The organism is Hoeflea sp. YIM 152468, from assembly GCF_029210485.1.
Lineage (GTDB): Bacteria > Pseudomonadota > Alphaproteobacteria > Rhizobiales > Rhizobiaceae > Hoeflea.
Window position 1 is genome coordinate 11,385 of the sequence record NZ_JARGET010000021.1, and the last position, 25,204, is coordinate 36,588.

At 59.2% G+C, this 25,204-nt stretch carries 24 protein-coding genes and 1 pseudogene; 23 read left to right on the top strand and 2 right to left on the bottom strand.

Features of this window, described 5'->3' with window-relative positions; genetic code table 11:
- Positions 1–273 precede the first annotated feature (273 nt).
- From PZ897_RS10625 to PZ897_RS10655, 7 genes are all read left to right on the top strand, one after another.
- A complete protein-coding gene (locus tag PZ897_RS10625; protein ID WP_275752258.1) occupies positions 274–507 on the top strand; it encodes a hypothetical protein in 234 nt (77 codons plus the stop codon).
- Complete coding sequence (locus PZ897_RS10630; protein WP_275752259.1) at positions 504–2,018, top strand: TolC family protein; 1,515 nt, start codon at positions 504–506, stop codon at positions 2,016–2,018. The genes PZ897_RS10625 and PZ897_RS10630 overlap by 4 nt, the downstream gene beginning before the upstream one ends.
- Positions 2,019–2,039: 21 nt before the next feature.
- A complete protein-coding gene (locus PZ897_RS10635; RefSeq protein ID WP_275752260.1) occupies positions 2,040–3,401 on the top strand; it encodes a copper oxidase in 1,362 nt (453 codons plus the stop codon).
- Between the two features lie 40 nt (positions 3,402–3,441).
- Positions 3,442–3,924, top strand: a complete 483-nt coding sequence (locus PZ897_RS10640) for a cupredoxin family protein (protein ID WP_275752261.1) — start codon at positions 3,442–3,444, stop codon at positions 3,922–3,924.
- 40 nt (positions 3,925–3,964) lie between these two features.
- Entirely contained in the window at positions 3,965–4,249 is a 285-nt protein-coding gene (locus PZ897_RS10645) for a copper-binding protein (RefSeq protein ID WP_275752262.1), read from the top strand.
- 238 nt (positions 4,250–4,487) lie between these two features.
- Positions 4,488–5,750 carry a multicopper oxidase family protein gene (locus PZ897_RS10650; RefSeq protein ID WP_275752485.1) on the top strand — a complete coding sequence of 421 codons (1,263 nt, stop codon included), beginning with the start codon at positions 4,488–4,490 and terminating at the stop codon, positions 5,748–5,750.
- Between the two features lie 58 nt (positions 5,751–5,808).
- Positions 5,809–7,317, top strand: coding sequence for a multicopper oxidase domain-containing protein (locus PZ897_RS10655; RefSeq protein ID WP_275752263.1), 1,509 nt, complete (start codon positions 5,809–5,811; stop codon positions 7,315–7,317).
- Between the two features lie 363 nt (positions 7,318–7,680).
- On the opposite strand, the gene PZ897_RS10660 is transcribed toward PZ897_RS10655, so the two are convergent.
- Both PZ897_RS10660 and PZ897_RS10665 read right to left on the bottom strand, forming a co-directional pair.
- Positions 7,681–8,133 carry a hypothetical protein gene (locus PZ897_RS10660; RefSeq protein WP_275752264.1) on the bottom strand — a complete coding sequence of 151 codons (453 nt, stop codon included), beginning with the start codon at positions 8,131–8,133 and terminating at the stop codon, positions 7,681–7,683.
- Positions 8,134–9,242: 1,109 nt separating this feature from the next.
- Positions 9,243–10,004, bottom strand: coding sequence for an IclR family transcriptional regulator (locus tag PZ897_RS10665; RefSeq protein ID WP_275752265.1), 762 nt, complete (start codon positions 10,002–10,004; stop codon positions 9,243–9,245).
- Positions 10,005–10,114: 110 nt separating this feature from the next.
- On the opposite strand from PZ897_RS10665, the gene PZ897_RS10670 reads away from it, so the two are divergent.
- The 16 genes and pseudogenes from PZ897_RS10670 to PZ897_RS10745 form a co-directional block, all read left to right on the top strand.
- The gene (locus PZ897_RS10670) at positions 10,115–11,266 is read left to right on the top strand and encodes an ABC transporter substrate-binding protein (RefSeq protein ID WP_275752266.1); all 1,152 of its coding nucleotides are present in this window, start codon (positions 10,115–10,117) and stop codon (positions 11,264–11,266) included.
- A gap of 27 nt (positions 11,267–11,293) precedes the next feature.
- Positions 11,294–12,178, top strand: coding sequence for a branched-chain amino acid ABC transporter permease (locus tag PZ897_RS10675; protein ID WP_275752267.1), 885 nt, complete (start codon positions 11,294–11,296; stop codon positions 12,176–12,178).
- A gap of 1 nt (position 12,179) precedes the next feature.
- Positions 12,180–13,088, top strand: a complete 909-nt coding sequence (locus tag PZ897_RS10680; RefSeq protein WP_275752268.1) for a branched-chain amino acid ABC transporter permease — start codon at positions 12,180–12,182, stop codon at positions 13,086–13,088.
- On the top strand, positions 13,085–13,867 hold the full coding sequence (locus PZ897_RS10685) for an ABC transporter ATP-binding protein (protein WP_275752269.1): 783 nt from the start codon (positions 13,085–13,087) through the stop codon (positions 13,865–13,867). The genes PZ897_RS10680 and PZ897_RS10685 overlap by 4 nt, the downstream gene beginning before the upstream one ends.
- A complete protein-coding gene (locus PZ897_RS10690) occupies positions 13,860–14,573 on the top strand; it encodes an ABC transporter ATP-binding protein (RefSeq protein WP_275752270.1) in 714 nt (237 codons plus the stop codon). Before PZ897_RS10685 ends, PZ897_RS10690 begins: the two co-directional genes overlap by 8 nt.
- Positions 14,570–15,310, top strand: coding sequence for an SDR family oxidoreductase (locus PZ897_RS10695; protein WP_275752272.1), 741 nt, complete (start codon positions 14,570–14,572; stop codon positions 15,308–15,310). Before PZ897_RS10690 ends, PZ897_RS10695 begins: the two co-directional genes overlap by 4 nt.
- 4 nt (positions 15,311–15,314) lie before the next feature.
- A complete protein-coding gene (locus tag PZ897_RS10700; protein ID WP_275752273.1) occupies positions 15,315–16,169 on the top strand; it encodes a polysaccharide deacetylase in 855 nt (284 codons plus the stop codon).
- Positions 16,166–17,632, top strand: coding sequence for an amidase (locus PZ897_RS10705; protein WP_275752274.1), 1,467 nt, complete (start codon positions 16,166–16,168; stop codon positions 17,630–17,632). Before PZ897_RS10700 ends, PZ897_RS10705 begins: the two co-directional genes overlap by 4 nt.
- Positions 17,632–18,396 (top strand): SDR family oxidoreductase, encoded by a 765-nt coding sequence (locus PZ897_RS10710; RefSeq protein WP_275752486.1) that lies wholly within the window; start codon positions 17,632–17,634, stop codon positions 18,394–18,396. The genes PZ897_RS10705 and PZ897_RS10710 overlap by 1 nt, the downstream gene beginning before the upstream one ends.
- A 165-nt stretch (positions 18,397–18,561) precedes the next feature.
- A complete protein-coding gene (locus PZ897_RS10715) occupies positions 18,562–18,840 on the top strand; it encodes a hypothetical protein (protein ID WP_275752275.1) in 279 nt (92 codons plus the stop codon).
- A gap of 553 nt (positions 18,841–19,393) precedes the next feature.
- Positions 19,394–20,428, top strand: a complete 1,035-nt coding sequence (locus PZ897_RS10720; protein ID WP_275752276.1) for a substrate-binding domain-containing protein — start codon at positions 19,394–19,396, stop codon at positions 20,426–20,428.
- Positions 20,429–20,541: 113 nt separating this feature from the next.
- The gene (gene pstC / locus PZ897_RS10725) at positions 20,542–21,918 is read left to right on the top strand and encodes a phosphate ABC transporter permease subunit PstC (RefSeq protein ID WP_275752277.1); all 1,377 of its coding nucleotides are present in this window, start codon (positions 20,542–20,544) and stop codon (positions 21,916–21,918) included.
- A gap of 9 nt (positions 21,919–21,927) precedes the next feature.
- On the top strand, positions 21,928–23,220 hold the full coding sequence (gene pstA / locus PZ897_RS10730; RefSeq protein ID WP_275752278.1) for a phosphate ABC transporter permease PstA: 1,293 nt from the start codon (positions 21,928–21,930) through the stop codon (positions 23,218–23,220).
- Positions 23,221–23,236: 16 nt separating this feature from the next.
- Positions 23,237–24,052 (top strand): phosphate ABC transporter ATP-binding protein PstB, encoded by an 816-nt coding sequence (pstB, locus tag PZ897_RS10735; protein ID WP_275752279.1) that lies wholly within the window; start codon positions 23,237–23,239, stop codon positions 24,050–24,052.
- Positions 24,053–24,099: 47 nt separating this feature from the next.
- Positions 24,100–24,822 (top strand): phosphate signaling complex protein PhoU, encoded by a 723-nt coding sequence (gene phoU / locus PZ897_RS10740; protein ID WP_275752280.1) that lies wholly within the window; start codon positions 24,100–24,102, stop codon positions 24,820–24,822.
- Between the two features lie 16 nt (positions 24,823–24,838).
- Positions 24,839–25,162 (top strand): annotated as a pseudogene (locus tag PZ897_RS10745) (IS630 family transposase); the annotation flags it as partial.
- Positions 25,163–25,204 lie beyond the last annotated feature (42 nt).

The following is a 25,204-nucleotide window of genomic DNA, read 5'->3' on the forward strand; positions in this document are numbered from 1 at the left end:
CCGACCAAGGTTCAGTTCCTGCAAATCCGGGTGACAAGGCAGACCTTTGTTGTCCCGCGACCTGTTTCGTTGCGATTTGCGCCTATGAGCCCGAGACGGCCGATCTGTACATTGCGGAACGTTTCGAGACCGGACTCACGCCCGGATTCATCGTCACCGTCACGGCATTGCCGGAGCGACCGCCGCGAGCCTGAAGTGTGACCTGACCTTTTCCAGGGTCATCGACGCCGGAATTGACCGGCCCCTCACACTCTCGATCGCAGTAGGACACCCATGTATCGTTATCTCTTGGCGGCTGCCTTGCCGCTGGCGCTTGCCGCTTGTGCGGCGTCGAACAGGCCTGCCGACATCTTGCCGGCGGTTTCGCCGGTCGATTCCGGCCTCGGCATCCGGAGCACGCACCATCACACGGTACTCGACGGCTACACGCACCGCGTTCCAGTCAATCCGAAGCCGTGGCGTCAGCAAAACGACAGCCAGGGGCCCGGTGCGGGAGGCGGATCATGAGCGTGCGGAGAGCGTTCAAAGCCCGCATGGTCCTGCCGCTCGCGGCAATCGCCCTGTCAGGATGTGTGACAGATCAGGACCTGGCCGGCTATTCGGCAAAGGACGCCGGATTCGGGGTTGTTTCGGCGGCCGTGTCAATCGGCACCAAAGGCAAAGATACCGTCTGGATCCAGAATCAGCAGCAGGCCAAGGCTGTCTCTGAGCGCGTCCAGGGTCTGGTTCACAAGAAGACCATAAATGCAGACACCGCGGTACAGGTGGCGCTGCTCAACAATCGCGGACTTCAGGCAGCCTATGCCGACATTGGCATGAATGCAGCTGAGGCCTGGCAGCAGGGCATGCTCGAAAATCCGACGGTTTCCATCGGCCTGCTCGGCATTGGCGCTCCGGAACTGGGCGCCTTGCGGGCGATCGAAGGCATGATCGCAACCAATATTCTGGCGCTGGCAACGCGCAAGGCGCGGGTCGATATTGCAGATACACGCTTCAGGCAGTCGCAGATGCGCGCCGTTGACGCAACACTGAAAGTTGCCAACGATACGCGCCGGGCCTGGATCAATTCGGTATCGGCGTTCGAAACCGTCGCCTATCTCAATCAGGCCAAGGTGGCTGCCGACGCCGCATCGGAACTGGCACAGAAGCTGGGCGAAAGCGGCGCCATGGGCAAAGGCAGTCAGGCGCGCGAACACGCCTTCTATGCCGAGCTGACCGGACAAATGGCCGAAGCGCGGCTGGCGTCACGGCTGGCAAAAGAAGAGCTGACCCGACTGATGGGCTTGTGGGGCAGCGATGTCGATTATTTCGTCCCCGACCGTTTGCCGCGGCTTCCACGTAGCATCATCAAACGCAACCGGATCGAGCAGGAAGCGCTCGAAAACCGCGTCGACCTCAGGGTCGCCAAACTTGAGCTCGACGCTGTCGCCAAAAGCTACGGCCTGACTGAAGCCACGCGACTTGTCACCGATCTTGAGATCATTTCCGGGGTTGAAATCGAGCGTGAAATCGAGAGCGAATACGAGATTGCCGGCGGTGAACTGGAAGAGAATAAAACCAGGAAAACCGTCGTCACGCCGCAGATCGAACTCGAATTCGTGATCCCGATCTTCGACAGCGGCAAAGCCCGTCTGCGCAAGTCCGAGCTCAGCTATATGCAGGCGGCAAATCAGCTTGCGGAAAAGGCCGTCAATATTCGGTCCGAGGCGCGTTCTGGTTACACAGCCTATAGTTCGACCCATGAGATCGCGCGGCACTACCTCAACGCGGTTGTGCCATTGCGCACCACCATCGAGGCGGAAGGCTTGCTGACCTATAATGGCATGATTTCCAACACCTTCGAACTCCTCGCCGACACCCGCGCCAAGATCGGAACCTTGATGTTGGCGATCAACGCCAAGCGCGAATTCTGGTTGGCCGATGTCAATCTGTCTGCTGCGATCTATGGCGGCGGAACCGGAGCAAGCGGTAGTGCCGCTGCACCCTCCGTCGGCGACGCTGGCGGCGGCGGCCACTAACTTTCCGGAAAGGAAAAGACCATGTTCAACAGACGACAATTACTCGGCGCAAGTGCCGCGGGTGCGGCCCTTGCCTCCTCGACCGCCTGGTCAAAAACGACAAATATGGGGCTGCCCGATGCGGCGCTGATGGATAGCCCGTTGACCCAGGCACCGCTGATGCCGTCGACCGGACCGGACTACAATCCGGTGGTGACGCTGAACGGGTGGACCTTGCCATTCCGGATGAACAACGGCGTCAAGGAGTTCCATCTCGTCGCCGAGCCGGTGGAGCGTGAACTTGCAGACGGCATGACCGCCTATCTCTGGGGTTACAATGGCCAGTCCATCGGCCCGACCATCGAAGCCGTGGAAGGCGACCGGGTCCGGATCTACGTCACCAACAAGCTGCCCGAACACACAACGGTACACTGGCACGGGCTGATCCTTCCATCCGGCATGGATGGAGTCGCTGGGTTGTCACATCCGGCAATCCCGTCCGGCAAGACCTACATCTACGAGTTCGATCTGGTGAAGTCCGGAACCTTTATGTACCACCCCCACGGGGACGAAATGGTGCAGATGGCGATGGGGATGATGGGATTCTTCATCGTCCATCCCAAGGATCCGTCCTTCATGCCGGTTGATCGTGATTTCCTGATCATGCTCAATGCCTTCGACATCGATCCCGGCTCCTATGTGCCCAAGATCATGACCATGACCGATTTCAATCTGTGGACATGGAACAGCCGTATTTTTCCCGACATTGACCCACTTGTCGTTTCGATGAATGACCGGGTGCGGGTGAGGGTAGGCAATCTGACCATGACAAATCACCCGATCCACATGCATGGGTATGATTTCGAGGTGACCGGCACCGACGGGGGCTGGGTGCGCCCGGAAGCCCGCTGGCCGGAAGTGTCGATTGACATACCTGTGGGCGCCATGCGGGCCTATGAATTCGACGCCAAATACCTGGGCGATTGGGCCATCCATTGCCACAAGTCCCACCACACCATGAATGCCATGGGCCATGACGTGCCGACCTTCATCGGCGTCGACAAGTCCAAGGTGACCAAAAAGATCCGGATCGTGCAGCCCGAATACATGCCGATGGGAACCGCCGGCATGGCTGACATGGCGGAAATGTCGATGGAGCTGCCCGACAACACCATTCCGATGATGGCCGGATGGGGTCCGTACGGACCGCTGGAAATGGGCGGCATGTTCTCCGTCGTCAAGGTCCGTGAGGGCATCTCCGCCGGCGATTACAGCGATCCGGGCTGGTACGAAAACCCGCCTGGAACCCAGGCCTATGAGTGGACCGGCGAAATCCCCGATTTTGCCAAGGCCGCTGATGCAAAGACAACCATCACCCCCAAGCCGCACAGCGGCAAAGGTTAACCCTGACTACACCCCGACCAACCCACCAAAAGGAAGATCGATGAACTTGATTACAGGCAGCACTTTAGCCCTCATCCTGCTCGGCACGCCCGCGCTTGCGGCAGGCACCCACGGGGGCGGACATCATGATGAAATGGATGCGGGCAAGCCCGGCAAGGCCACCGCTGTCAGCCGGACGGTCGAAATTTCCATGTCCGAAAAAGACGATGGCCAGATGCTCTTTGAACCAGCCTCACTGCAGGTGGCGGAAGGCGAGACGATCCGGTTCCAGATCAAGAACACAGGTGAGATCGAACACGAATTCGTCCTCGACAGCCATCACGAGAACATGGAGCACAAGGCGATCATGGCGAAGTTTCCAGAGATGGAGCACGATGATCCGAATGCGATCCGCCTGATGGAAGGAACCAGCGGCGAGATCATTTGGACCTTCTCCAAGACCGGAACCTTCGAGTTCGCCTGTCTGATCCCCGGTCATTACGAATCGGGCATGAAGGGTGACGTTACTGTCGCCAGCAAATGAATCAGCACACCACTTCCACCACAACGAAAGGCTATCCCCCATGCGCAAATTCATAACACTCGCCCTTGCTTCCGTAATCGCCGTCAGCGGCGCCACCGCGGCGCTGTCAACCGAATATACCAAGGGTGTCGTCAAGAAAGTCGACCTCAAGGCTGGCAAGGTCACCATCATCCACGAGGAACTCGCCAATCTGGAGATGCCGGCCATGACCATGGTGTTCAAAACCATTGACATGGCTATGCTTGAAAAAATGAAGGAAGGCCAGGACATCGAGTTCGTTGCCGACCGGGTTAACGGCAAGTTGACCGTCACAGAGCTGAAGTAACCGCTGAATGACAAGTGGCGGGAAATCAAAGCGTCCCGCCATTTGCACCTGCTGTTTATCGCCAAGACCGCTCCCGGATTGCCGGGCTGAGGGGCCGCTGATGAAACTTTCCCGTCGTCGTTTGCTTGCCGGTTTCTCTTCCGGGCTCGTGGCCTCCCAATTGCCGAGTCTGTCGCTGGCAAAATCACAGGATGGGTTCTTTGATCTCATTGCCGCGCCTTCGGAGCAGCGGCTTTAGCTGCCCGATGCGCCCACGTCGGATCTTTGGACCTACAACGGATCTGCACCGGGGCCGGAAATCCGGGTGAAAAAGGGTGAGCGTGTCCAGGTACGTTTCACCAACAAGCTGGATGAGCCGACATCGGTCCATTGGCATGGCATTCGCATTGACAACGCGATGGACGGCGTTTCCGGGCTGACCCAGGACCCGGTCCAGCCGGGCGGCTCATTCGTCTATGACTTTGTCGCGCCTGATGCCGGCACCTTTTGGTATCACGCCCATAACAAGAGTTGGAACCAGGTTGCACGCGGTCTATATGGACCTCTCATTATTGATGAGACTGAGCCTTCTTTCGAGCGATCAAACGACATTACCTTTGTTTTTGATGACTGGCGGTTGGCGGGCGAAGGCGTGCTTGATGTCGCAAGCCTTGGTTCGATGATGGAATGGGCCCACGGCGGACGGCTGGGCAACTGGCTGACGGTCAATGGTCAAAGCCGGCCGGTGTCAGATCTTGTCCGGGGACAGACCTATCGCCTCCGGCTCATAAACGCCGCCAATGCACGTATCTTTGAAATAGATCCAAACCGTTTTGGCGCAACGCTCCTGGGCTTTGATGGCCAATCATTCACTGAACCGGGCAGGCTGGACTATGCGCCGCTTATGCTGGGGCCAGCCCAGCGCGTGGTTTTGATGGTCGTAGCCGAAAAAGATTTCACCATTGAGGAAGTCTCCGGGGACACGCCTTATCCTATGGCGGGATTCTCTGTCCTGGATGCTGAGTCTTCGCGACTGGCTAGACCCGCCATCAAGCTGCAGCCCAATGTTCTGCCCGCACCTGACTTTTCCAAGGCCCGGCGCATCCGACTGGAAATGACGGGTGGTGCGATGGGGGGCATGACTGACATCACCTACAAGGGAAAGAGGCTCAAGGGGGATGATATCCGTACTACGAGACAGGCCTGGGCCTTCAACGGGGTGGCCAATCTCGCCGAGGATCCGTTTTTCGAGGCACGGCAAGGCGAAACCATTCTGATTGAAACCGTAAACCGAACCGCCTGGGTTCATGCCATGCATGTCCATGGTCATCATTTCCAGATCCTAAACCGATCCGGATCTGGTGTTGATGAGGGAAAGCCATTCCGGGATACCTTTCTGATCGGACCGGATCAGACGACCGAAATAGCTTTTGTGGCCGACAATCCTGGGAAATGGCTGTTCCATTGCCACATGCTTGAACATGCGGCAGCCGGCATGAACACCTGGTTTGAGGTGGTCTGATGGGCAAGCGAACTGATGGCCTTGGTACCAGACGAATTCTGCCGAAAAGAACATATCAATGATAAAGAGAAGGAACCTGCTCGCCGGCGGCGCGGCACTTGCAGCCAGTAGCGCCCTCTACACTTGGGCAGATAACCGCTTCACGTCTCAAGCAACCGATGCTGCAAACCGTCCCGTGTTGCAGTTTCCGCCGCTGATCGACACGGTCGATACGGGAAAATTCCTGGTCACCGCCCAGTCAGGCACAATATCCTTCTTTCCGGGCCATCCAGCAGAAACGATTGGCTTTAATCAAGCCTATCTCGGACCCGTGGTTCGAATAAGGAACGGAGTACTGCGGCCGAGTGTGGAAAACGGACTGTCATGGCCGGTCAGCGCGCACTGGCATGGTCTGGTGGTGCCAGGCAATCACGACGGCGGGCCACACCTGCCCGTCGAACCGGGAGAGGTATGGGCACCGGACATGGAAATTGGACAGGGACCCTGTACCGCCTTTTTTCATACCCACATCCATGGTCGAACCGCGCGCGATGTGTACGCCGGTCTGGCTGGCGTACTGCACATTGCAGACGGGTTAGACCGCGAACGAGGCCTGCCGGACACCTACGGTGTCGATGACCTGACGCTGCTGCTTCAGGATCGCCGGTTCTCCAGCGACGGCCAGCTTGTCTACGCCAACTCGATGATGGACATCATGCATGGCATGACCGGCGACACGATACTGGTCAATGGTCAGGTAGCTTCAGTTGCCGCTGTGCCGAAGGCAGTGGTACGGCTACGCTTGATAAACGGTTCGAATGCGCGGATCTATTCACTGTTTTCCAGCGACGACAGACCCTTTCACTTGATCGCAACGGACGGTGGATATCTGCCAGCCCCGGTACAGCTTGAGACGCTCCGCCTCGGACCGGGAGAACGTGCCGAGATTCTGGTCGACTTCTCGGATGGTCATGGCATGTCGCTGATGAGTGAGGGTGACCCCAATTCGGGTATGGGCGGCATGATGGGAAGAGCCCGCGGCCTGCTCGATGATATAACCGGGGGCAGGCGGTTCGAAGTGCTTCCGTTCCTGGTCGACGAGCGGATTCCCGCCAAAGTCACACGCATCCCCGATGTGCTCGGCGGAGATCAACCTGACCTCACAGCCGCCAAGGTGTCAAAGCTGCGCAAATTCTCTCTCGATATGGGCATGGGAGGCGGAATGATGGGATCAAGCGGATTGGGTCGCGGCATGATGGGCGGCATGGCTATCAACGGGCAGCCATTCGACATGAGTACCATCAACGACCGCGTGCGCCTTGGCGACACCGAGAAGTGGGTGATCAGCACCAGCATGCTTGCGCATCCATTTCATGTTCATGGTGTCTCCTTTCAGGTGGTCAGTGAGAACGGAAGAGAACCGCGGCCGGAGAGCTTGGGATGGAAGGACACGGTCGTTGTCGACAGCCAAACGGAGCTGCTTGTCCAGTTCACGCAGCCAGCGTCGGAGGAAACACCGTTCATGTATCATTGCCATATTCTTGAACACGAAGATGCCGGCATGATGGGGCAATTCACAGTGAGTTAGCCACGCGCGGCGGGCTTGCCACAACGTGGAATCTGGTAACTGCTTGGTTCGAAAGCGTTGACATGTGACGGCAACGCGCGCGGTTTGTCGCATTTGATGAATACCGTCGCAAAAGTGCGCAGCGTCCCGAAATGATGTGCTGTCTGTGGCTTGCCTCAACGCTATGCGCAGTCTGATGGCAAAAGCGAATGTAACCCCTTGACTGAATGCTTGCCCTATCAAGTCATCGACCGATCGGACTGCAACCTCACTTCATGAGGTATTTGGCCAAACCGGCAATGGCCAGGATTACCAGAATGGCAATCAGCAGCATCCAGATACCGCCAAGCCCCATAAACCCACTTCCCATTGTCTCGTTCATCATTACCGGTCCTCCATTGCTTTGGCCCCAGCAGCCTGCCGTTGTGTTAGCCAGACCACGGCAAGCGGGATGAATAACCACTGCAGCAGCGGGCTCAGTCCTGTTCCGAACGGCGGCACCAGTGGCATGAGATCGGAGTAGGTCCAGCGCTGCGATATGTTGGTGTAATAATATTCAAAACCAACAGTCAGAGCGATGCCGACGCCGATGAACAAGAGCGTTTGCCAAGCTTTGGGTGCTTCAAACCAAAAGCGGGATCGTGCAGCAGCACTGGTAATCCAGAACGCAGTTAAGGCGAATCCGACATCCCCGAATGTCGCCGAAGAACAGAGCTTGATGCCCTCCCAATGGTTCATTTCTACCATGCTCGCATAGGTGGGCGCCTGCCAGAACTCCCAGACGAAGTGGAGCAGGAAGGAGAATACGATCACCGAATATTCGGGCAGGCGTGTCATGTTGTTTGGTCTCTTTCAAGGAAGCACAAAATGTACGCCTTCACGCCTGATAGCGTAATGGTTACGGTAGGGGGAAGGTCAAGCGGCCCATTTGAGTCACCCAAGAGCAACATTTCTTTTGAGCTTCAATTGTCGCTGACAAGATGAGTTCGTAGTCCGCGGTGCGTCAGAGCCTTGGCTTGGTTCGTCTTCAAGTCACAGTTTTACGGTTAAACAACCGGACAGAGATGCCAATTTGACCGTCGCCGACGAGAACGTCGAGTGGGCCGGATCAATGCAACGGTTTCCATCCATACTTGATGCCATCTACAGCAACTTCATTTTCAGAAGTCACCTGACCTGCCGCCCGATTTTCCGTCTGGTACGCACCAGAGCCGCTGCTGAATAGCATCGAATGATTTCAGCTTAGATGGGCGCAGTTTTGATCTTGTTGGTCTGCTCAATTAAATGTGACTCAGCCATTAAATGAGCAGATGAAAAGCGCTGGGCGGAATGCCCGGTTGAAATTGGGAACGACGCAGATCAACTTGCCATCGAACAACCGGTCTTGTTTGGTGTTGGCACTGAATTCGCAGATTGCCTCGGAGTGCCCAGCTCCCATGAACGGGAGACGCATCGCGAAACCTAATCTGACACATTGGCCGGTGATTATCTTTAGCTGCCGCTTGCAGAGTTGTGGATCAACCGGATTTTATCCCCAGACACATCCGCAGGATGAGGGAATTTTATATAAGTATTTCAATTTGATAGATGTTCGCGCATATGTCATGAGAGGCGCGCCATTTTTCCACCACTTCAGGGCAAAACTGCGAACACGCGTCGATGTGTCTGCAAATTCTTACACGGCAGCAGATAAATATGGCCGAGCAAGCGAAGTCGGGGTATTCGGGCAGCCACGACTCAATCGTATTTCTATTTAGGATATCAGAATCTGCCGCTATTCGACCGGCAGGATCGGCAAGCGTCCGGAGCCCCTTCACCAGGTGTTCTCGTGCCGTATCTTCATCAGGATTATGGCTTATGCCGACGTTTGACGGAACAAGCATCAGCCTCACTGGTATAACTCGCGCCACGTTGGAGGCATCATGAAGTGCCCCTGATGGCACACGTTATGTCGATATTGAGCGCGCCGCCTGTATGGCCAGAGGAGCATTCCGGTCTTGGAAATCCTGGACGTTCCAGTCGGCGAGCGATCCGGAGATGTGTATTGCGCCGAGCGGCGTGCCGTCGCTTTCCAGAATCGGGGACGCCAGCACGATTTCGCCCAGCATCATTTCCTCCATGCACAGCGCATAGCCTTTCTCGCGGGCCTGATCGACTCTCTCAAGGATCTCGGATTTGTCGGTGATCGTCTTCGGGGTGACCTTCCTGAGATTCGACCGCGCCAGGATGTCTTCCCGCCGCTCGCGGTCGAGATGGGCCATCACGACCCGTCCGCCGGTGCTGGCATAGGTGGGAACCTGTCGGCCGATCAGGGTTGCGTAAAAAGTCTGGCGCTTCGTCTGACGCCGCAGCGCATAGATCATCGTCAGGTCATTGAAGAGGCTTACGTCCACTCTCTCGCCGGTCTCGGCCTGAAGTTGCATCAGGACCGGGCTGGCGCGCTGGACGACCGGCGAATTGCGCAGGAACTCGAAAGCGTGCTCGAGAAACTTGCGCCCGATCCCATAGGTCCGGTTCGAGCCCCGTTCGAGATAGCCCAACTGGACCAGGGTGTAGGAGAGCCTCTGGACCGTGCTGGAATCAAGGCCCGACGCTTTCTGCATCTCCTTGTGTGTCATGTGGCCGCCGTTGGAATTGTCGTTGAATGCCTGAAGCAGCACAAACGCCTTCTCCAGTGACTTCATATACAGAGAATTGTTTTCATTCATGATTCTCCCTCCCTGCCAGCCTTCGATCGCCAGTCTTGACATGACGCATAATATCAAAATATAATTTATTATATTGCAATACAATATGAAAAATCAACTGGGAGTTTGAAATGCGATCCATCGTTTCACTAAGCGTCATGGCTGTGGCCATCTCCGTTTCCGTCTTCGCGGGGCCTTCATTCGCACAGGACAAGCCGGTCAAGCTGGGGGTCATGCTTCCGCTTTCCGGTCCCGCGGCGCTGGCAGGGACCTCGATTCTCGAGGGCATCCGGTTCGCCGCGGAAGAGAACAACGCCAAGGGCGGCGTCCTCGGGCAGCCTGTCGAACTCGTCATCGAGGATGACGAAGGCAATGCGACCAAGGGCGTAACTGCTGTCCGCAAGCTGATCGAGCAGGAGGGCGTAGCCGCCATAAGTGGAACCTATGTCAGTGGCGTGGCGCTCGCCGCGACGAAGGTGGCGCGGGAATTCAAGGTCCCGATGATCTCCGCAGGCTCGACGTCGTCCGACGTGACCGATTTCAACGAGGCCGGCGATCCGTGGTTCTTCCGCGCCTTTCCCGGCAGTCGCGAACAGGCCCGCCAGTCAGCGGTCGACATGGTGGGCAAGCTGGATGCGACCAAGGTCGCCGTGCTGCACGAGAATTCGGTCTACGGAAAGTCGCTGTCGGACTCCCTTGCCGCCAACCTTGCGGATGTCGGCGGAGAGATCATCCTCACCGAAACCTACAACCCCGATGAGCGCGATTTCTTTTCGGTCCTGACCAAGGTGCGCGCGGCCCAGCCGGATGCGATCTACATCGCCGGGCTGATGGATGCCGGTGCGCAGATCATCAAGCAGTCAGCGGAACTCGGAGTCGACACGCAGATCATGGGCTCCGGCTCGATGATGAGCGACAAGCTTATCGAACTCTCCGGCCCCGCCTCGGAGGGCTTTGCCGTCTCCTCGATGTTTGAACCCAGCACGCCGAACGAATACGGAGCTGCCTTCACCGAACGCTTCCGCGCCAAGTTCAACAAGGAGCCGGACGTCTACAGCGCGCTTGGCTACGACTCCATGAACGTCCTGATCGAGGCTGTGCGTCGTGCCGGCGCTGCCGACGGTGCTGCCATCCAGGCCGAGTTGAACAAGATGGACGACGTACCGCTGGTACAGGGACCGCAGGGCACCGTCGCCGCCTTTGACGAACAGGGCAGCGTGCCTTTCAAGATCGGTCTCGCGATAGTGCGCGACGGCAAGCGCGAATGGCTTCCCTTCGACTAAGGCCCCTTCGACCAAAGCCAGGAGCACATGGTGTCTGATTTCGTTCTATTGCCGCAATTCCTGACGAACGGGCTGGTCATCGGGTCGGGCTATGTGCTCGTCGCGGTGGGCCTGACCCTCATCTTCGGAATTCTCCACATCGTGAACTTCGCCCATGGCGAGTTCTATATGCTGGGGGGCTTCGCCGCGGTTTTGGGCTCGCAGCTGCTTGGTCTGCCTGCTCTCCCCACCCTTCTCTTCGTCGCCGTGTTGATGGCGGCATTCGGACTGGTTGTGGAACGCGTGGTTTTCAGACCCCTGAGCGGAAAGGACCCGACCAATGCGATCATCGCATCGTTCGGCCTTTCCGTTCTGCTTCAAAACCTGATGCTGAAGACCGTGGGCGCAGAGCCCATGGTCCCAAAAAGCGGATTTGCTTCCGGGGCAATCCAGATCGGCAATGTCTTCATCACCGCCGAACGGATCGCCATCGTGGCTGCGATGGCCGTCATCGTAGCCGCCTTGCTGCTGGTCCTGCGCTACACATGGACCGGCAGGGCCTTGCGGGCCCTGTCTGAAAACCCGACCGTGGCTCTCATCAGCGGTGTGAATGTCCGTCGCGTTTCGCTGATCACTTTCATGATCGGCAGCGTCCTGGCCGGGCTATCGGGCGCGCTGATGTCCACCGTCTTCATGGTTCAGCCCAATTCAGGGGCCTTGATCGTGATGAAGGCCTTCATTATCGTTGTAGTCGCCGGCATGGGCAGCATAGAGGGCGCCATTATCGTGGGGCTTGGCCTCGGACTCATCGAGTCGCTCGTCGCAGGATACATGGGCAACCAGCTCCGTGACATCGTTGGCTTCCTGATCGTGATCCTTGTTCTGGCGGTCCGCCCGCAGGGACTTTTCGGCCTGACGACTGAAAGATCCTGACATGCGTACTCCTCTTATCCTTCTGCTGACAGCGGCGATCGCCTGCGCGCTTCCCGCCGTCCTGGAAAGCGGCTATTTCATCAATGTCGCGATCATCGCCTTGATCTATGTGATCCTAGCGTCCAGCCTTGACATCATGATGGGCTGGACCGGCAAGTTCTCCTTCGCCCACGCGGCCTTTTTCGGGATCGGCGCCTACACGGCGGCGATGATGCAACGCAGCTTCGGCACCGATCTGTGGGTGCATCTGCCAGCGGGCATGGCCTCGGCCGCGCTGTTCGGCGTGCTTCTCGGCCTGCCGTCGCTCCGGCTTCAGGGACATTTTTTGGCCATCATGTCCATCGCCTTCCAGACCGTCGTCTATCTGGTGCTGGCGCAGTGGACGGACGTCACCGGCGGGCATTACGGGCTGTCCGTCGAGGTGAGCCCGGAACTCGCCAATGTCTCGACCTTCTACTTCGTGACGCTGGGCTGCACCCTTGTCGCTTGCCTGTTCGTCTGGTTCCTGACCCATTCCCGGTTTGGGGATACCCTGACCGCGATCCGGGACGACGAGACCCTCGCGCGCACCATCGGCATGGACACCAACATCGTCAAGATCATCGCCTTTGCCATTTCCTCGGCCTTGGCCGGTGGCGCGGGCGTTCTCATGGCGCATCACATCCGCGGCGTCACGCCAAACGACTACACCGTCATGACCTCGGCCACCATCGTTGCCATGGCCGTGCTTGGCGGGCGCGGCAAGTTCTGGGGACCTGTCGTGGGAGCGTTGATCCTGACCATCCTTCCCGAGGTGCTGTCTGATCTGGCTGAATACAAGCACATCATGTACGGCGCCCTCCTGATCTTCATGATCATGGTTATGCCGCAAGGCGTGGTCGGAGCCCTTGCAGGAAGGAAAGCGAAATGACCGCGCCGATTCTTGAGGTGAGAGGCCTGACCAAGACGTTCGCCGGTATGGTGGCTCTCGATGATCTGTCTTTCACGGTCAACGAGGGCGAGATCGCGGGCCTGATCGGCCCGAACGGATCGGGCAAGTCCACGGTGGTCAATCTGGTTTCCGGCGTCCTGATCCCGACTTCCGGCCAGGTGGTGATGCGCGGACAGGATGTCACGGGTGCGGCTTCCCACCAGATGGCTCGCCGCGGCGTCGCCCGCACCTTCCAGATGATCCGGTTGTTCGGAACTCTCTCCGTCGAAGACAACATCGCGCTCGCCCTGCAGCAGAAGGACGGGCCGGGCTACCTTCCCTCGTTCTTTCGAACGGCAGCCGCGCGGCGGCAGCGCGCCGCAGCGGGCGTCAAGGCACGCGACATGCTGAAACTATTCGACTTGGAGGAGAAGGCCTCGAATTTGGCCTCGGACCTGTCAATCGGACAGCGCCGCATGGTCGAACTGGCCCGCGGCCTGGCCTCCGAACCGACGATTTTCATTCTTGACGAGCCAGCCGCCGGGCTTGCACCCCACAATGTCGACCGCCTCATCGACATGATACGCCGCATGCGGGATGAATTCGGGGTCACCATTCTCCTGGTCGAACACGTCATGCGGGTTGTCCAATCGGTCTGCGACCGGGTGGTGGTGCTCGATTACGGCCAGAAAATCGCAGACGGCCCCCCGGCGGAGGTTGTCAACCAGCCCGAGGTCATCGAGGCTTACATCGGATTGGGGCGCGGCAAAGATGCTTGAATGCACGAATGTGGACGCAGGCTACGGCAATGTCATGATCCTGCACGATCTGAATCTGACTGTCCGGCAAGGCCAGCTGAGCGCCATCCTGGGCAGCAACGGCTCGGGCAAGTCGACTGCGTTGAAGACCCTGGCGGGCCTCGTCACTCCCGTCAAAGGCCAGATCACCCTGGACGGCAAGAGGATCGACGGACTGCCGGCCAATGCGATGGCCGAGCACGGAATGTGCCTGGTGCCGCAGGGCAAGGAAGTCTTGGCGGGCATGTCGGTCCAGGAGAACATCCTCATAGGCGCCTTTCACCGGCGCAAGGACAAGCACGGAATCGCCGAGGACCTAGACCGGGTTTACGCCCAGTTCCCGCGGCTCAAGATGCGCCGCAAGGCCGCGGCAGGCGTGTTGTCGGGTGGCGAACGCCAGATGCTGTCCCTGGGCCGGGCTCTGATGTCGCGCCCCAAGCTTCTGCTGTTGGACGAGCCATCCGCCGCTTTGGCCCCCAAGGTCGTGGGTGAGATCTCGGACATCCTTCGCAGCCTTCGGGAGACTGGCCTCACAATGTTGCTGGTGGAGCAGAACGTGTCCATGGCCGTAGAGCTTGCCGAAGAGATTCACATTCTCAGGGAAGGCCGCATCGCCCATTCTCGCCTCAATGGACCTGATTTCGATACCAGTGACCTCAAGGCCTATTACCTGGGAAGCGGGACATGAGCTGGGGTGAAGATTTTTCAGGCCGGTCTGTAGTTCTGACCGGAGCAAACAGCGGCATTGGACTGGCGACGTTGGACGGCTTTATCGATGCCGGTGCGGATGTGCTTGCCGTTGACCTCAATGACGATGTCATGTCGACCCGGAAATGCACCTCGCTTCGGCTGGATGTGGCGTCGCAGGACGCGCCATCTATCATCAGGCAATCCGCCGAGCGAATGAAAGGCCTGGATATCCTGGCCAATTGCGCGGGTATTGGCGGCTCCCGCTCGCTCGCCGACAGTGATGATGCCCTGATCGACCGGATTCTGGGGGTCAACCTCCGATCGGTGATGCGGATCACCCGGGACCTGATTCCCCTGATGCGGTCGGGTTCATCTGTCGTGAACGTGACCTCGGTCTTTGGCCATGTCGGCCGCGCGGGCACCGCTGCCTACGCGGCAAGCAAAGGCGCGCTGTCACAACTGACCCGCCAACTGTGCGCCGATCTCGGCCCGCAAGGCATCCGGGTGAACGCCGTGGCGCCGGGCGTTATCCTGACCGCCATGACGCGCGACAAGATTGAAAATGACGAGGAATACCAGCGCACGATGATTGGCGGAACGCCGCTCAAGCGGATCGGAACGCCCGAAGACGTGGTCGAGGTGATCCTCTTCCTTGCCTCGGATCGCGCGCGTTTCGTCTCTGGCCAGATTCTCGCCGTCGACGGCGGATGGCTGGCGGTCCGCGGACCCAACTGAATTCATGAAAGGCACCATTATGCAGGAATTCGCTCCCGTTAACTGGCCCGACGGCAAACGAGTCGCCGTCATGCTCACTTTCGATTTCGACGCCGACACGCTTTGGCTGTCCCGCGACCCTGAAAATGCGCTGCGGCCCGGCACGTTGTCCCAGGGCCAGTATGGCGCGAAAGTCGGGGTTCCGAAAATCCTGGAAACGCTCAAAACGGCGGGTGTCCCGGCGACGTTTTTCGTCCCGGGCTGGACGGTTGAAACCTATCCGGATCGAACCGATGCAATCATGAAAGAAGGCCATGAGATCGGCCATCACGGCTATCTTCACGAATGGATCGATCCGCGGGAACCGGAAAGAGAAGAAGAGGCATTCGTGCGAGGGCTCGAGGCCCTGCGGGCCAGGGGTATCGAACCCAGAGGGTTTCGCTCCCCGGCCTGGGAAACCAGCCCCAACATGATCTCACTCCTGGCGAAATATGGGTTTCACTACGACAGTTCATTTATGGACACGGTCCATCCCTATCTGCATGCGACAACCGGCAATCCTGTGGTCGAGATACCCGTGCACTGGAGCCTGGATGACGCCCCGTTCATGATGTTCTCCACCCGCACTCCCCGGACAATCATGACCAATTCCCACCTGTTGGAGATCTGGCAGGCGGAATTCGAGGAAATCCGGGAGTGGGGAGGTGTCTTCAATCTGACGATGCATCCCCAATTTACCGGTCGACCCTCCCGGATCCGGCTTCTGCGCGACATGATCGAATGGCTTCAGCAGTTCCCCGACGTCTGGTTTGCCCGTGGTCATGAAGTCTGTGACGCGTGGCTGAGCAGCAACGACTCGGCACGGGCGGCTTCGGAATGAACTTTTCGGAATATCGGAGCATGGACGGCATTGCGCTTTCGGATGAGTTGTCCAAGCGCGAACTGCCTCCTCGGGACGCCATGCGCATAGCGCAGAATGCGGCCGAAGTCGTGGACGGCGTCTGCAATGCGATCACCTATCGCAGGTACACGGCCGCGATGGACGACGCGGAGAATTGCATCCCCAAAGGGGGACGGTTCGACGGTGTGCCCTTTCTGCTGAAGGATTCCGGGCTTGCTTCGACGGACCTTCCCTCAAGCACGGGCTCTCGCCTGCTTGACAACACGAGCTTCGCCAGGGACGCGACGTTGGCAGGACGTTTCCGGGATGCTGGGTTCATCAACTTTGCGCGAACCGCCGTGCCGGAGTTCTGCATGGCGCCGACCACGGAGGCGCTCCGCAACGGCGGGCCGACCAGGAATCCTTTTGATCTGACCCGTTCCTCCGGCGGGTCATCAGGCGGGGCAGCGGTCGCGGTCGCAGCCGGCGTGGTGCCGATTGCCCATGGCAGCGATGGCGGCGGCTCCATACGCGTTCCAGCAGCCAGTTGCGGAATCTTCGGCCTCAAACCGTCCCGCGGTCTTGTTCCCATGGGTCCGTTCCGCGGAGAGGGCTGGGGGGGACTGGCATGCGACGGCGTTCTGTCCCGCAGCGTTCGGGATACGGCACGCGTCTTGGACCTCGTCGGCGGCATGGAACCTGGCGCTCCCTATGCCAGTCCGTCCTTTTCCCGCAGCTTTGAAGATGCTGTTCGAGCCGGCTCCGTGCCGCCGCTGCGCATCGGGCTCTGGACCGATCCGTGGGGCCTAGACGTGGACTCGCCCTGCCTGGCTGCGGCCGAGGCAACCGCCGAGGCCTGTCGTTCGCTCGGTCATCTTGTCGTGCCACTGCAGCCACCCGTCTTTGATTACCCCTCCTTCATTGCAGCAATCATCACGATCATGTCGGTGAATATTGCCGCCTCGGTGGACAAGAAGCTGGCCGGCAGCGGACGCAGGCCGACGGCCGATGACCTGGAGCCTGCGATCCTTGACGGCTACAGACTGGGAGTTTCCACCTCGGGAGAAAGCTATGTCCAGGCGATAAACTTCCTTCATGCAACTGGACGTATGATGACGGAGATGATGGCGGAATGCGACATTCTCATAAGTCCCACGCTCACGTCCCTGCCGGTGAAACTGGGCACGATTTCGACCGAAGTGCCGAAATTTGAGGAGTTCCGTGAGACCGCAGGCAAGCTCACAGCCTTTTTGGCGGTGATAAACGCATCCGGCCAGCCGGCAGCGAGCCTGCCGATGTGGCGGCATGAGGGGCTTCCCGTCGGAGTTCAGCTGATCGGGCATTTCGGCCGCGACGACATCGTCCTGGCGCTTTCGGGCCAGTTGGAGAAAAGCCGTCTCTGGATGGAAGCCGCGCAATTCCCGCTGCTGGCGGAACTGGAGAGAATCGGCATGGGGGCATGATGGATTTTGTCGGCAGAACCGTGCTCATCACGGGGGCAGGAGGGGCGTTAGCGAGCGCCGCCGCCGTGGCGCTAGCGAAACAGGGCGCTGATCTGGTCCTTGCCGACATCGATCAGGAAAGCCTCGATCGGACGCTGGCGCTTTGCCCGCGGTCACGAGGCCGATGTCTCGATGTGACTGTCGCAACAGAGGTCCAGGCCCTGGCCGACTATGCGCGCGAAGCGTTTGACCGCCCGGTCTACGGCCTCGTCGGTGCTGCCGGGATGCTGGGGCCTGTGAAGAAGCTGATGGATGTCACGGAAGAGGAATACGACAGGACGTTTTCCCTCAACACCCGGGCCCTCTGGCTTCTGTGCCGCGCCGTTCTGCCGCAAATGCGGACAGCCCACGAGGGCTCCATAGTGCTGCTGTCATCCACGGCAGGGCTGGAAGCTTCACATAGCCTCAATCTCTACTCCGTCACGAAGGCGGCGGTGATCATGCTCTCGCGGAATCTGGCGCTCAATCACGCAGCTGACAACATACGGGTCAACAGCGTCTGCCCCGGGACCATAGAAGGCCCCATGACAGAGAGCTCCCTCGCACTGCCCGGCCTTGATGAGGAGGCCCGGCAAGTGCGGCGGAAAAACGTCATTTCGGCCCATCCGATGGGTCGTTTGGGAACACCGGAAGAAGTTGCGCACAGCATCATCTTCCTGCTCAGCGACATGGCGCGCTTTACCACCGGCGTTGCGCTGCCGGTGGATGGCGGCCGCCTAGCGTAAGCTTCAATGAACTTCGGCTAGCGCTGGCTTTCTCCTATGTGGGTTGGCTGTGCAGCGCTTTGGCAAGATCACTATGCAATGGAGCTTCTAAGAACATTTGGCCTTGGGTGCATAAGACCTGTCAATCCTGATCATGCGACTGCCTGGGCTTTTGGGCGGGACAAAATGAAGGTGCTTCTGCCTATCCACAAGCCGCCGGCGGCGGCCTTGTTCCGTCGCTATCGTGAAAGACTGCCGCACTACGAACACACTCTTCCATCTTTAGATCGAGATTTCAATTGCATAGATGTTCGCATCTTTGTCCTCAGAGGTGCGCCATTTTATTTCAATAACTTAGCTAAACCCCTCCGTCTTTTTGCTCCGCGGTTTGCAAAGTCTGTGCTCGTTGCGTTCTCGAACAAGGCGATTGCTGCTTCCGTCAGCGTGCCTGTGCGGGCAAGCTGACGGTCGAGAATCGTCGTCACAGTCTTCAATCAATGCCCGGCAATGGCGGCGATCTGAGGCGTCGAGCAGTCGGCTTCAGCAAGCATGGTAATGGCTGTTCCGCGAAGCTTGTGGAAGTGCAGGTCGGTGATGCCGGCGGCTTTGGTAGCTGCTTCCCCTCGGGCCTTGAAGTATCTCGCCGTCCAGCGGAGTCTTGTCTTCGGTGTCGGAACGAGGTTCGAATCCAGGGTGGGGTGTAGCTTCCGCCGTCGCCGGGCGTTCCGGCAAACCCGGTGCGCTTCAATCCTGCTGCCAAGAGCCGGTCCGGAAACCTGGATTCTTAACAAGGCTCCCCACGTTCTATCATCAGCTCGAAACGCAACACCGTACGCATCACCGTCCAAGGTGGGCGAAACCAGATATCCTATGGTTGCCGACCGGCACCCAGTGGAGACAACTGGTCCGGATTGGTTGTCTGTGTGGAATGATAAAGACATGTCACAAAACTGTAATGAGCCATGAATAGAGAAGCCTTGTCGTCTAACCCGCGATTTTAATTCAACGGGAGTTTCTCATGAACGCACTCAAATTCACAGCTGCCGCACTTGTGGCATCGACAGCCTTTGCTGGCGTCGCTGTCGCCCGCGACCAGATCAGCATCGTTGGCTCATCCACCGTGTTCCCCTACACCCAGGCTGTGGCCGAGCAGTTCTCCAACAACACCGGCTCGCCATCCCCGATCGTCGAATCCACCGGGACCGGCGGCGGAATGCAGATTTTCTGTGAAGGCATCGGCGAAGGTTTTCCCGATCTGACCGGCGCGTCGCGCGCCATGAAGACCACTGAGTGGGAAAAGTGCGTAGCCAACGGTGTCACCGAAGTGACCGAGGCGCTGATCGGCTTTGACGGCCTGTCGATGGCGGTGTCGCGCGCCAATGACTACAACTGGGATGTGTCGCTGGGCGAAATCTATCTGGCGCTCGGGGCACAGGTGCCGGTGGGTGGCGAGTGGGTCGATAACCCTTACAAGAAGTGGTCCGAAATCGATCCACGCCTGCCTGACACTGAAATCGTCGTGCTTGGACCTCCGCCCACATCCGGGACCCGCGACGCCTGGGTCGAGCTGGCCATGCATGCGGGCTGCGAAGAGCTTGACTATGTCAAGGATGGCAGCTTTGACGGCGACTGGATTGAAGAAAACTGCTCGCGCATGCGCACTGACGGCCCGTTCGTGGAAGCCGGCGAGAACGACAATCTGATTGTTCAGCGTCTTGAAAGCGATACCAACGCGCTGGGCATCTTCGGCTACTCGTTCCTGTACGAGAACCTGGACAATCTGAAGGGCGTCAACATCAATGGCGTCGAGCCGACCACCGACACCATCGCCGACAAGTCCTATCCGGTATCGCGTCCGCTGTACTTCTACGTCAAGAATGCGCACCGCGGCGTGATCCCCGGCCTCAACGAGTTCGTCGCGGAATACATGTCCGAAGATGCGCTGGCCCCCGGCGGATATCTCTCCGAGCGTGGTCTGGTGCCGCTGGCCGACGAGCGTCGCGCCAAGCTCCAGGAAGACGTCATCAACGCCGTCGCCATGGAAGCCATGTAACCGGCAGCTGAGAGGATGCGCACCAGTGCGCCCTTTTGGCGCCCCCACCTTCCATGGTGGGGGCGCCATCTCACGAGCCGCCAGGCACTCCCATGGACCCGACAGGCACTCCCATGACGCTCTTCGCCTTCCTGATCTTGTTTGTTGCCGTGATGGTCGGTTACACCATCAATCTTCGTGCCGCCCGCGCCATCCGGGCCGGCGGGACAAAGCCTCATTCGCTTGACGAGTTCCACGGCGGTTATGCCGCCCTTGTAATTCTCGTGCCGACCTTTTTTCTGATCATCCTTTGGGTACTGTTTCAGCCCGTTGTCATCGAGTTTCTCGTCAAGGCCGGCCTGCCCTCCGGCACCTTCGAGGGATTGGGGGCTGGCGAGATCCAGCTCATCATGACTGAAATCAGGTCCATCGCCGGGGGGCGCATATTCGGCACGCCGGAGGAGTGGAAGCTTGCGGCCGCAGACCGGCTGGTGTCGTTGCAAGCAACGGCATCCTGGCTGCTTGTAGCGATCACCGCCGCGATGGTTGCCGCGCTGATCCTTTATACACGTCGTACCGTTGCGGCAGATTTCCGCGCCCGTCACGGGGTCGAGCGAATCGTGCTTGCTCTTATGGTGGGCTGCGCCACGGTGGCGATCTTTGTCACGGTCGGGATCGTCGGATCGCTGATGTTCGAGACCTTCCGCTTCTTCCAGATGGTGCCGTTCTGGGACTTCATCCTTGGCACCTCGTGGGAACCGCAGATTCCGATCCGCGAGGATCAGATCGCGGCCGAGGGCGCATTCGGCATGTTGCCGGTGTTCCTGGGGACTCTGGTGATTGCCACGATCGCCATGATTGTCGCCACGCCCATCGGGCTCTTCTCGGCGATCTATCTGCATGAATTTGCGTCGCCGCGTGTGCGATCCATCGTCAAGCCGGTGCTGGAAATCCTCGCCGGCGTGCCGACGGTTGTCTATGGCTTCTTCGCCATCCTCGTTATCGCCCCGGCGATCCGCTCATTCGGCGCGGATCTGGGCCTGCCGATCGCGCCCAACACGGCGCTCGCGGCGGGCAGCGTGATGGGGATCATGCTTGTTCCCTTCATTTCGTCCTTTGCCGATGATGCGCTGGGAGCGGTGCCACGCAGTTTGCGCGACGGCTCTCTTGCCTTGGGGTCGACGCCGGCCGAGACCGTATCAAAAGTGCTCTTTCCGGCCGCCATTCCGGGTATCGTCGGCGGCATCCTGCTGGCGGTCAGCCGCGCCATTGGCGAGACGATGATCGTGGTGATGGCTGCAGGATTGATCGCCACGATGACGATCAACCCGCTCGACAGCGTCACCACCGTGACCGTTCAGATTGTGACACTGCTGATCGGCGACACAGCGTTTGACAGCCCCAAGACACTGGCCGCCTTTGCCCTGGGTATGGTGCTTTTCCTGGTAACGCTGGTCATCAACATCTTCGCCTTGAGCATCGTGCGCAAGTATCGCGAAGTTTACGACTAGGACCGCGCAATGACCGACCAAACCGTCTCCTCCGGCTCGTTCGACTGGACCAGCCCCGCCTTCAAGTCCAACGTCAAACGGCGCAAACGCAGCCAGTTCCGGCTCAAGCTGTATGGCTTGACGGCGATCTCGATCGCCTTCCTGATGCTTGCCCTGCTGATCGGCTCACTGGTGTCCACCGGGTATCATGCCTTCACGCAGACCCACATCAAGATGAACGTCTATCTTGACCCGCAGGAGATCGCTGCGGAAAACCCCGGCCGCGGCGACTATCGGAGTATCCTGACCGAGACCATGCGGGCGCAGTTTCCCGAGGTGGCGGATGAGCGCGCAGACCTGCGCCGGCTGACCTCCATGCTGTCCAACGGGGCGCAGTTCACGATTCGCGATGCCGTGGTGGAAAATCCTAGGCTGATCGGCCAGACGGTCGTCTTCGACGTGCCTGTCGCGGACGCCTATGACCAGCTCAACAAGGGGCTGATCGACCGCGAGACGCCCGAGGAATTCCGCCGCCTGAAAGACGACGAGATCGCCAATTTCGATCTGTTGCAGGAGCGTGGTCTGGTGACCAGGCCGCTCAACACCGCGCTGATCACCAATGCCGATTCGCGGTTTCCGGAACTGGCTGGTCTGAAGGGGGCGATCATCGGGTCGTTCTATGCGCTGCTGACCTGCTTCATCCTGTCGTTTCCCGTCGGGATTGGCGCGGCGATCTATCTTGAGGAATTTGCACCCAAGAACAAGGTGTCGGATCTCATCGAGATCAACATCAACAACCTTGCCGCGGTGCCCTCGGTGGTGTTCGGTCTGCTGGCGCTGGCGGTGTTTCTGGGCTGGTTCGGCATGCAGCGCTCGGCGCCGTTCGTCGGCGGACTGACACTGGCGCTGATGACCCTGCCCACCATCATCATTGCCACCCGTGCGGCGCTCAAGGCCGTGCCGCCCTCGATCCGCGAAGCCGCACTTGGGGTCGGGGCCTCCAAACAGCAGGTTGTCTTCGGTCATGTCCTGCCGCTGGCCATGCCGGGCATTCTGACCGGTACGATCATCGGCCTGGCGCAGGCGCTCGGCGAAACCGCGCCCCTGTTGCTGATCGGGATGAACGCCTTCATCACCTCTGCCCCCGCGACACCATTTGACAGCGCCACCGCCCTGCCGACCCAGATCTTCATCTGGGCGGACAGCCCCGAGCGCGGCTTTGTCAGCCGCACCTCTGCGGCCATTCTGGTGCTGCTGACCTTCCTGATCACGATGAACGCCGTAGCCATCTATCTGCGCAGCAAATTTGAGCGGAAGTGGTAGAAAAAGGAAAAAGAGTATGAATATGCTGACCGATACGGCAATCGAGGAAAAAATATCTGGCATGACAATCGAGCCGAAAATCAAGATGCGCGGCGAGAACATCGTTGTTCGCTATGGCGAAAAACAGGCCCTGTTCGGCGTCAACCTGGCGGTTCCGGAACACCAGGTGATCGCCCTCATCGGCCCCTCGGGCTGCGGCAAGTCGACCTTCCTGCGGTGCCTGAACCGGATGAACGACACCATCGACATCTGCACCGTGACAGGCGACATCACGCTCGACGGCGAAGACATCTACGATCCGAAGATCGATGTCGTGGAGTTGCGTGCACGCGTCGGCATGGTTTTCCAGAAGCCCAATCCGTTCCCCAAGTCGATCTATGAGAACATCGCCTATGGACCGCGTATCCATGGCCTGACCAAATCGAAGGCCGAACTCGACGAGGTGATCGAATCGAGCCTGCGCAAGGCGGCGATCTGGGACGAGGTCAAGGACCGCCTGCAGGAACCTGGAACCGGCCTTTCCGGCGGCCAGCAGCAGCGCCTGTGCATTGCCCGCGCCATCGCGGTAAGCCCCGAGGTGATCCTCATGGACGAGCCCTGCTCGGCGCTTGACCCGATCGCCACGGCCAAGGTCGAGGAACTCATCGACGAACTTCGCGTCAACTATACCATCGTCATCGTCACCCACTCGATGCAGCAGGCCGCCCGCGTGTCGCAGCGAACTGCGATGTTTCATCTGGGCAATCTCGTTGAGGAGGGGCCAACCGACAAGATGTTCACCAATCCGGAAAGCAAGCTGACCCAGGACTACATCACCGGCCGATTCGGCTGAGGCGACCACATCCCGGCAGCGCTGCTAGAGGATTGAAGGATTGAATCATGTCCGATGCCCATACTGTCTCCTCCTATGATGACGACCTGCGCTTTCTCGCCCGCCGCCTGTCCGAAATGGGCGGCATCGCCGAGCGCATAGTCGCCGACGCCGTCGCAGCACTGGTCAATGCCGACACCGGCTCCGCCCAGCGGGTGATTTCGGAAGATCTGCTGCTCGACCATGGCGAGCGCGAAATCTACGACAAGGCCGTTGTGGTGATCGCCAAACGCCAGCCGATGGCGTCTGATCTGCGCGAGATCATCGGATCGATCCGCATTGCCTCCGATCTCGAACGGGTCGGCGATTTGGGCAAGAACATCGCCAAGCGGGTGATCGCCGTGCACACCCTGGCGCCGCCGCGCAAACTGGTGCGCGATCTCGAGCATCTGGCCGAACTGGCGTTGACCCAGCTCAACGAAGTCCTCGATGCCTTCGCAACGCGCTCCCCGGATCTGGCCAATTCGATCCGCGAGCGCGACGAGGAGATCGACGCGATCTACACCTCGCTGTTCCGCGAGCTGCTCTCCTTCATGATGGAAGATCCGCGCAACATCACAGCCTGCACGCATCTTCTGTTTTGCGCCAAGAACATCGAACGCATCGGCGACCACGCCACCAATATCGCCGAGACGGTCTATTACGTGTTCACGGGCGAGCAATTGTCGGCCGATCGTCCCAAGGACGACGATACCGCCAGCATGATCGCGCCTGCCCCCGGTGCGGCGTGAAGACCATAAGGAACGCATGAGCGATGGCCGCGAGACCGTGGCACTCGCTGAAATGGTCACATATCTGACGGCTGAGCGGCAAGTCAGCATCCACCGCAGCGCGCTTGGTGCATGGCCGCGCGGAGGCGGGTGGAGGTTGAAAAATGTCCGCACACGCAATGGAGCAATCCCGTCCGGATGTCCTCAAGCGTCGACTGGGCTGGTTTGACCGCCAGTTTTCGATCTCGGTCCGAAAAGATTTGTCTTCATGGACGAGACAGGTCTTTCAACGAGGATGGCACGTCTGCGTCGACGCGCAATGCGGGATGAGGGCTGTCGAGCCGGCTTGCGGCACGGCCATTGAAAAACAACGACAGTCACCGCCGTTCGGCGCTTGGGGAAT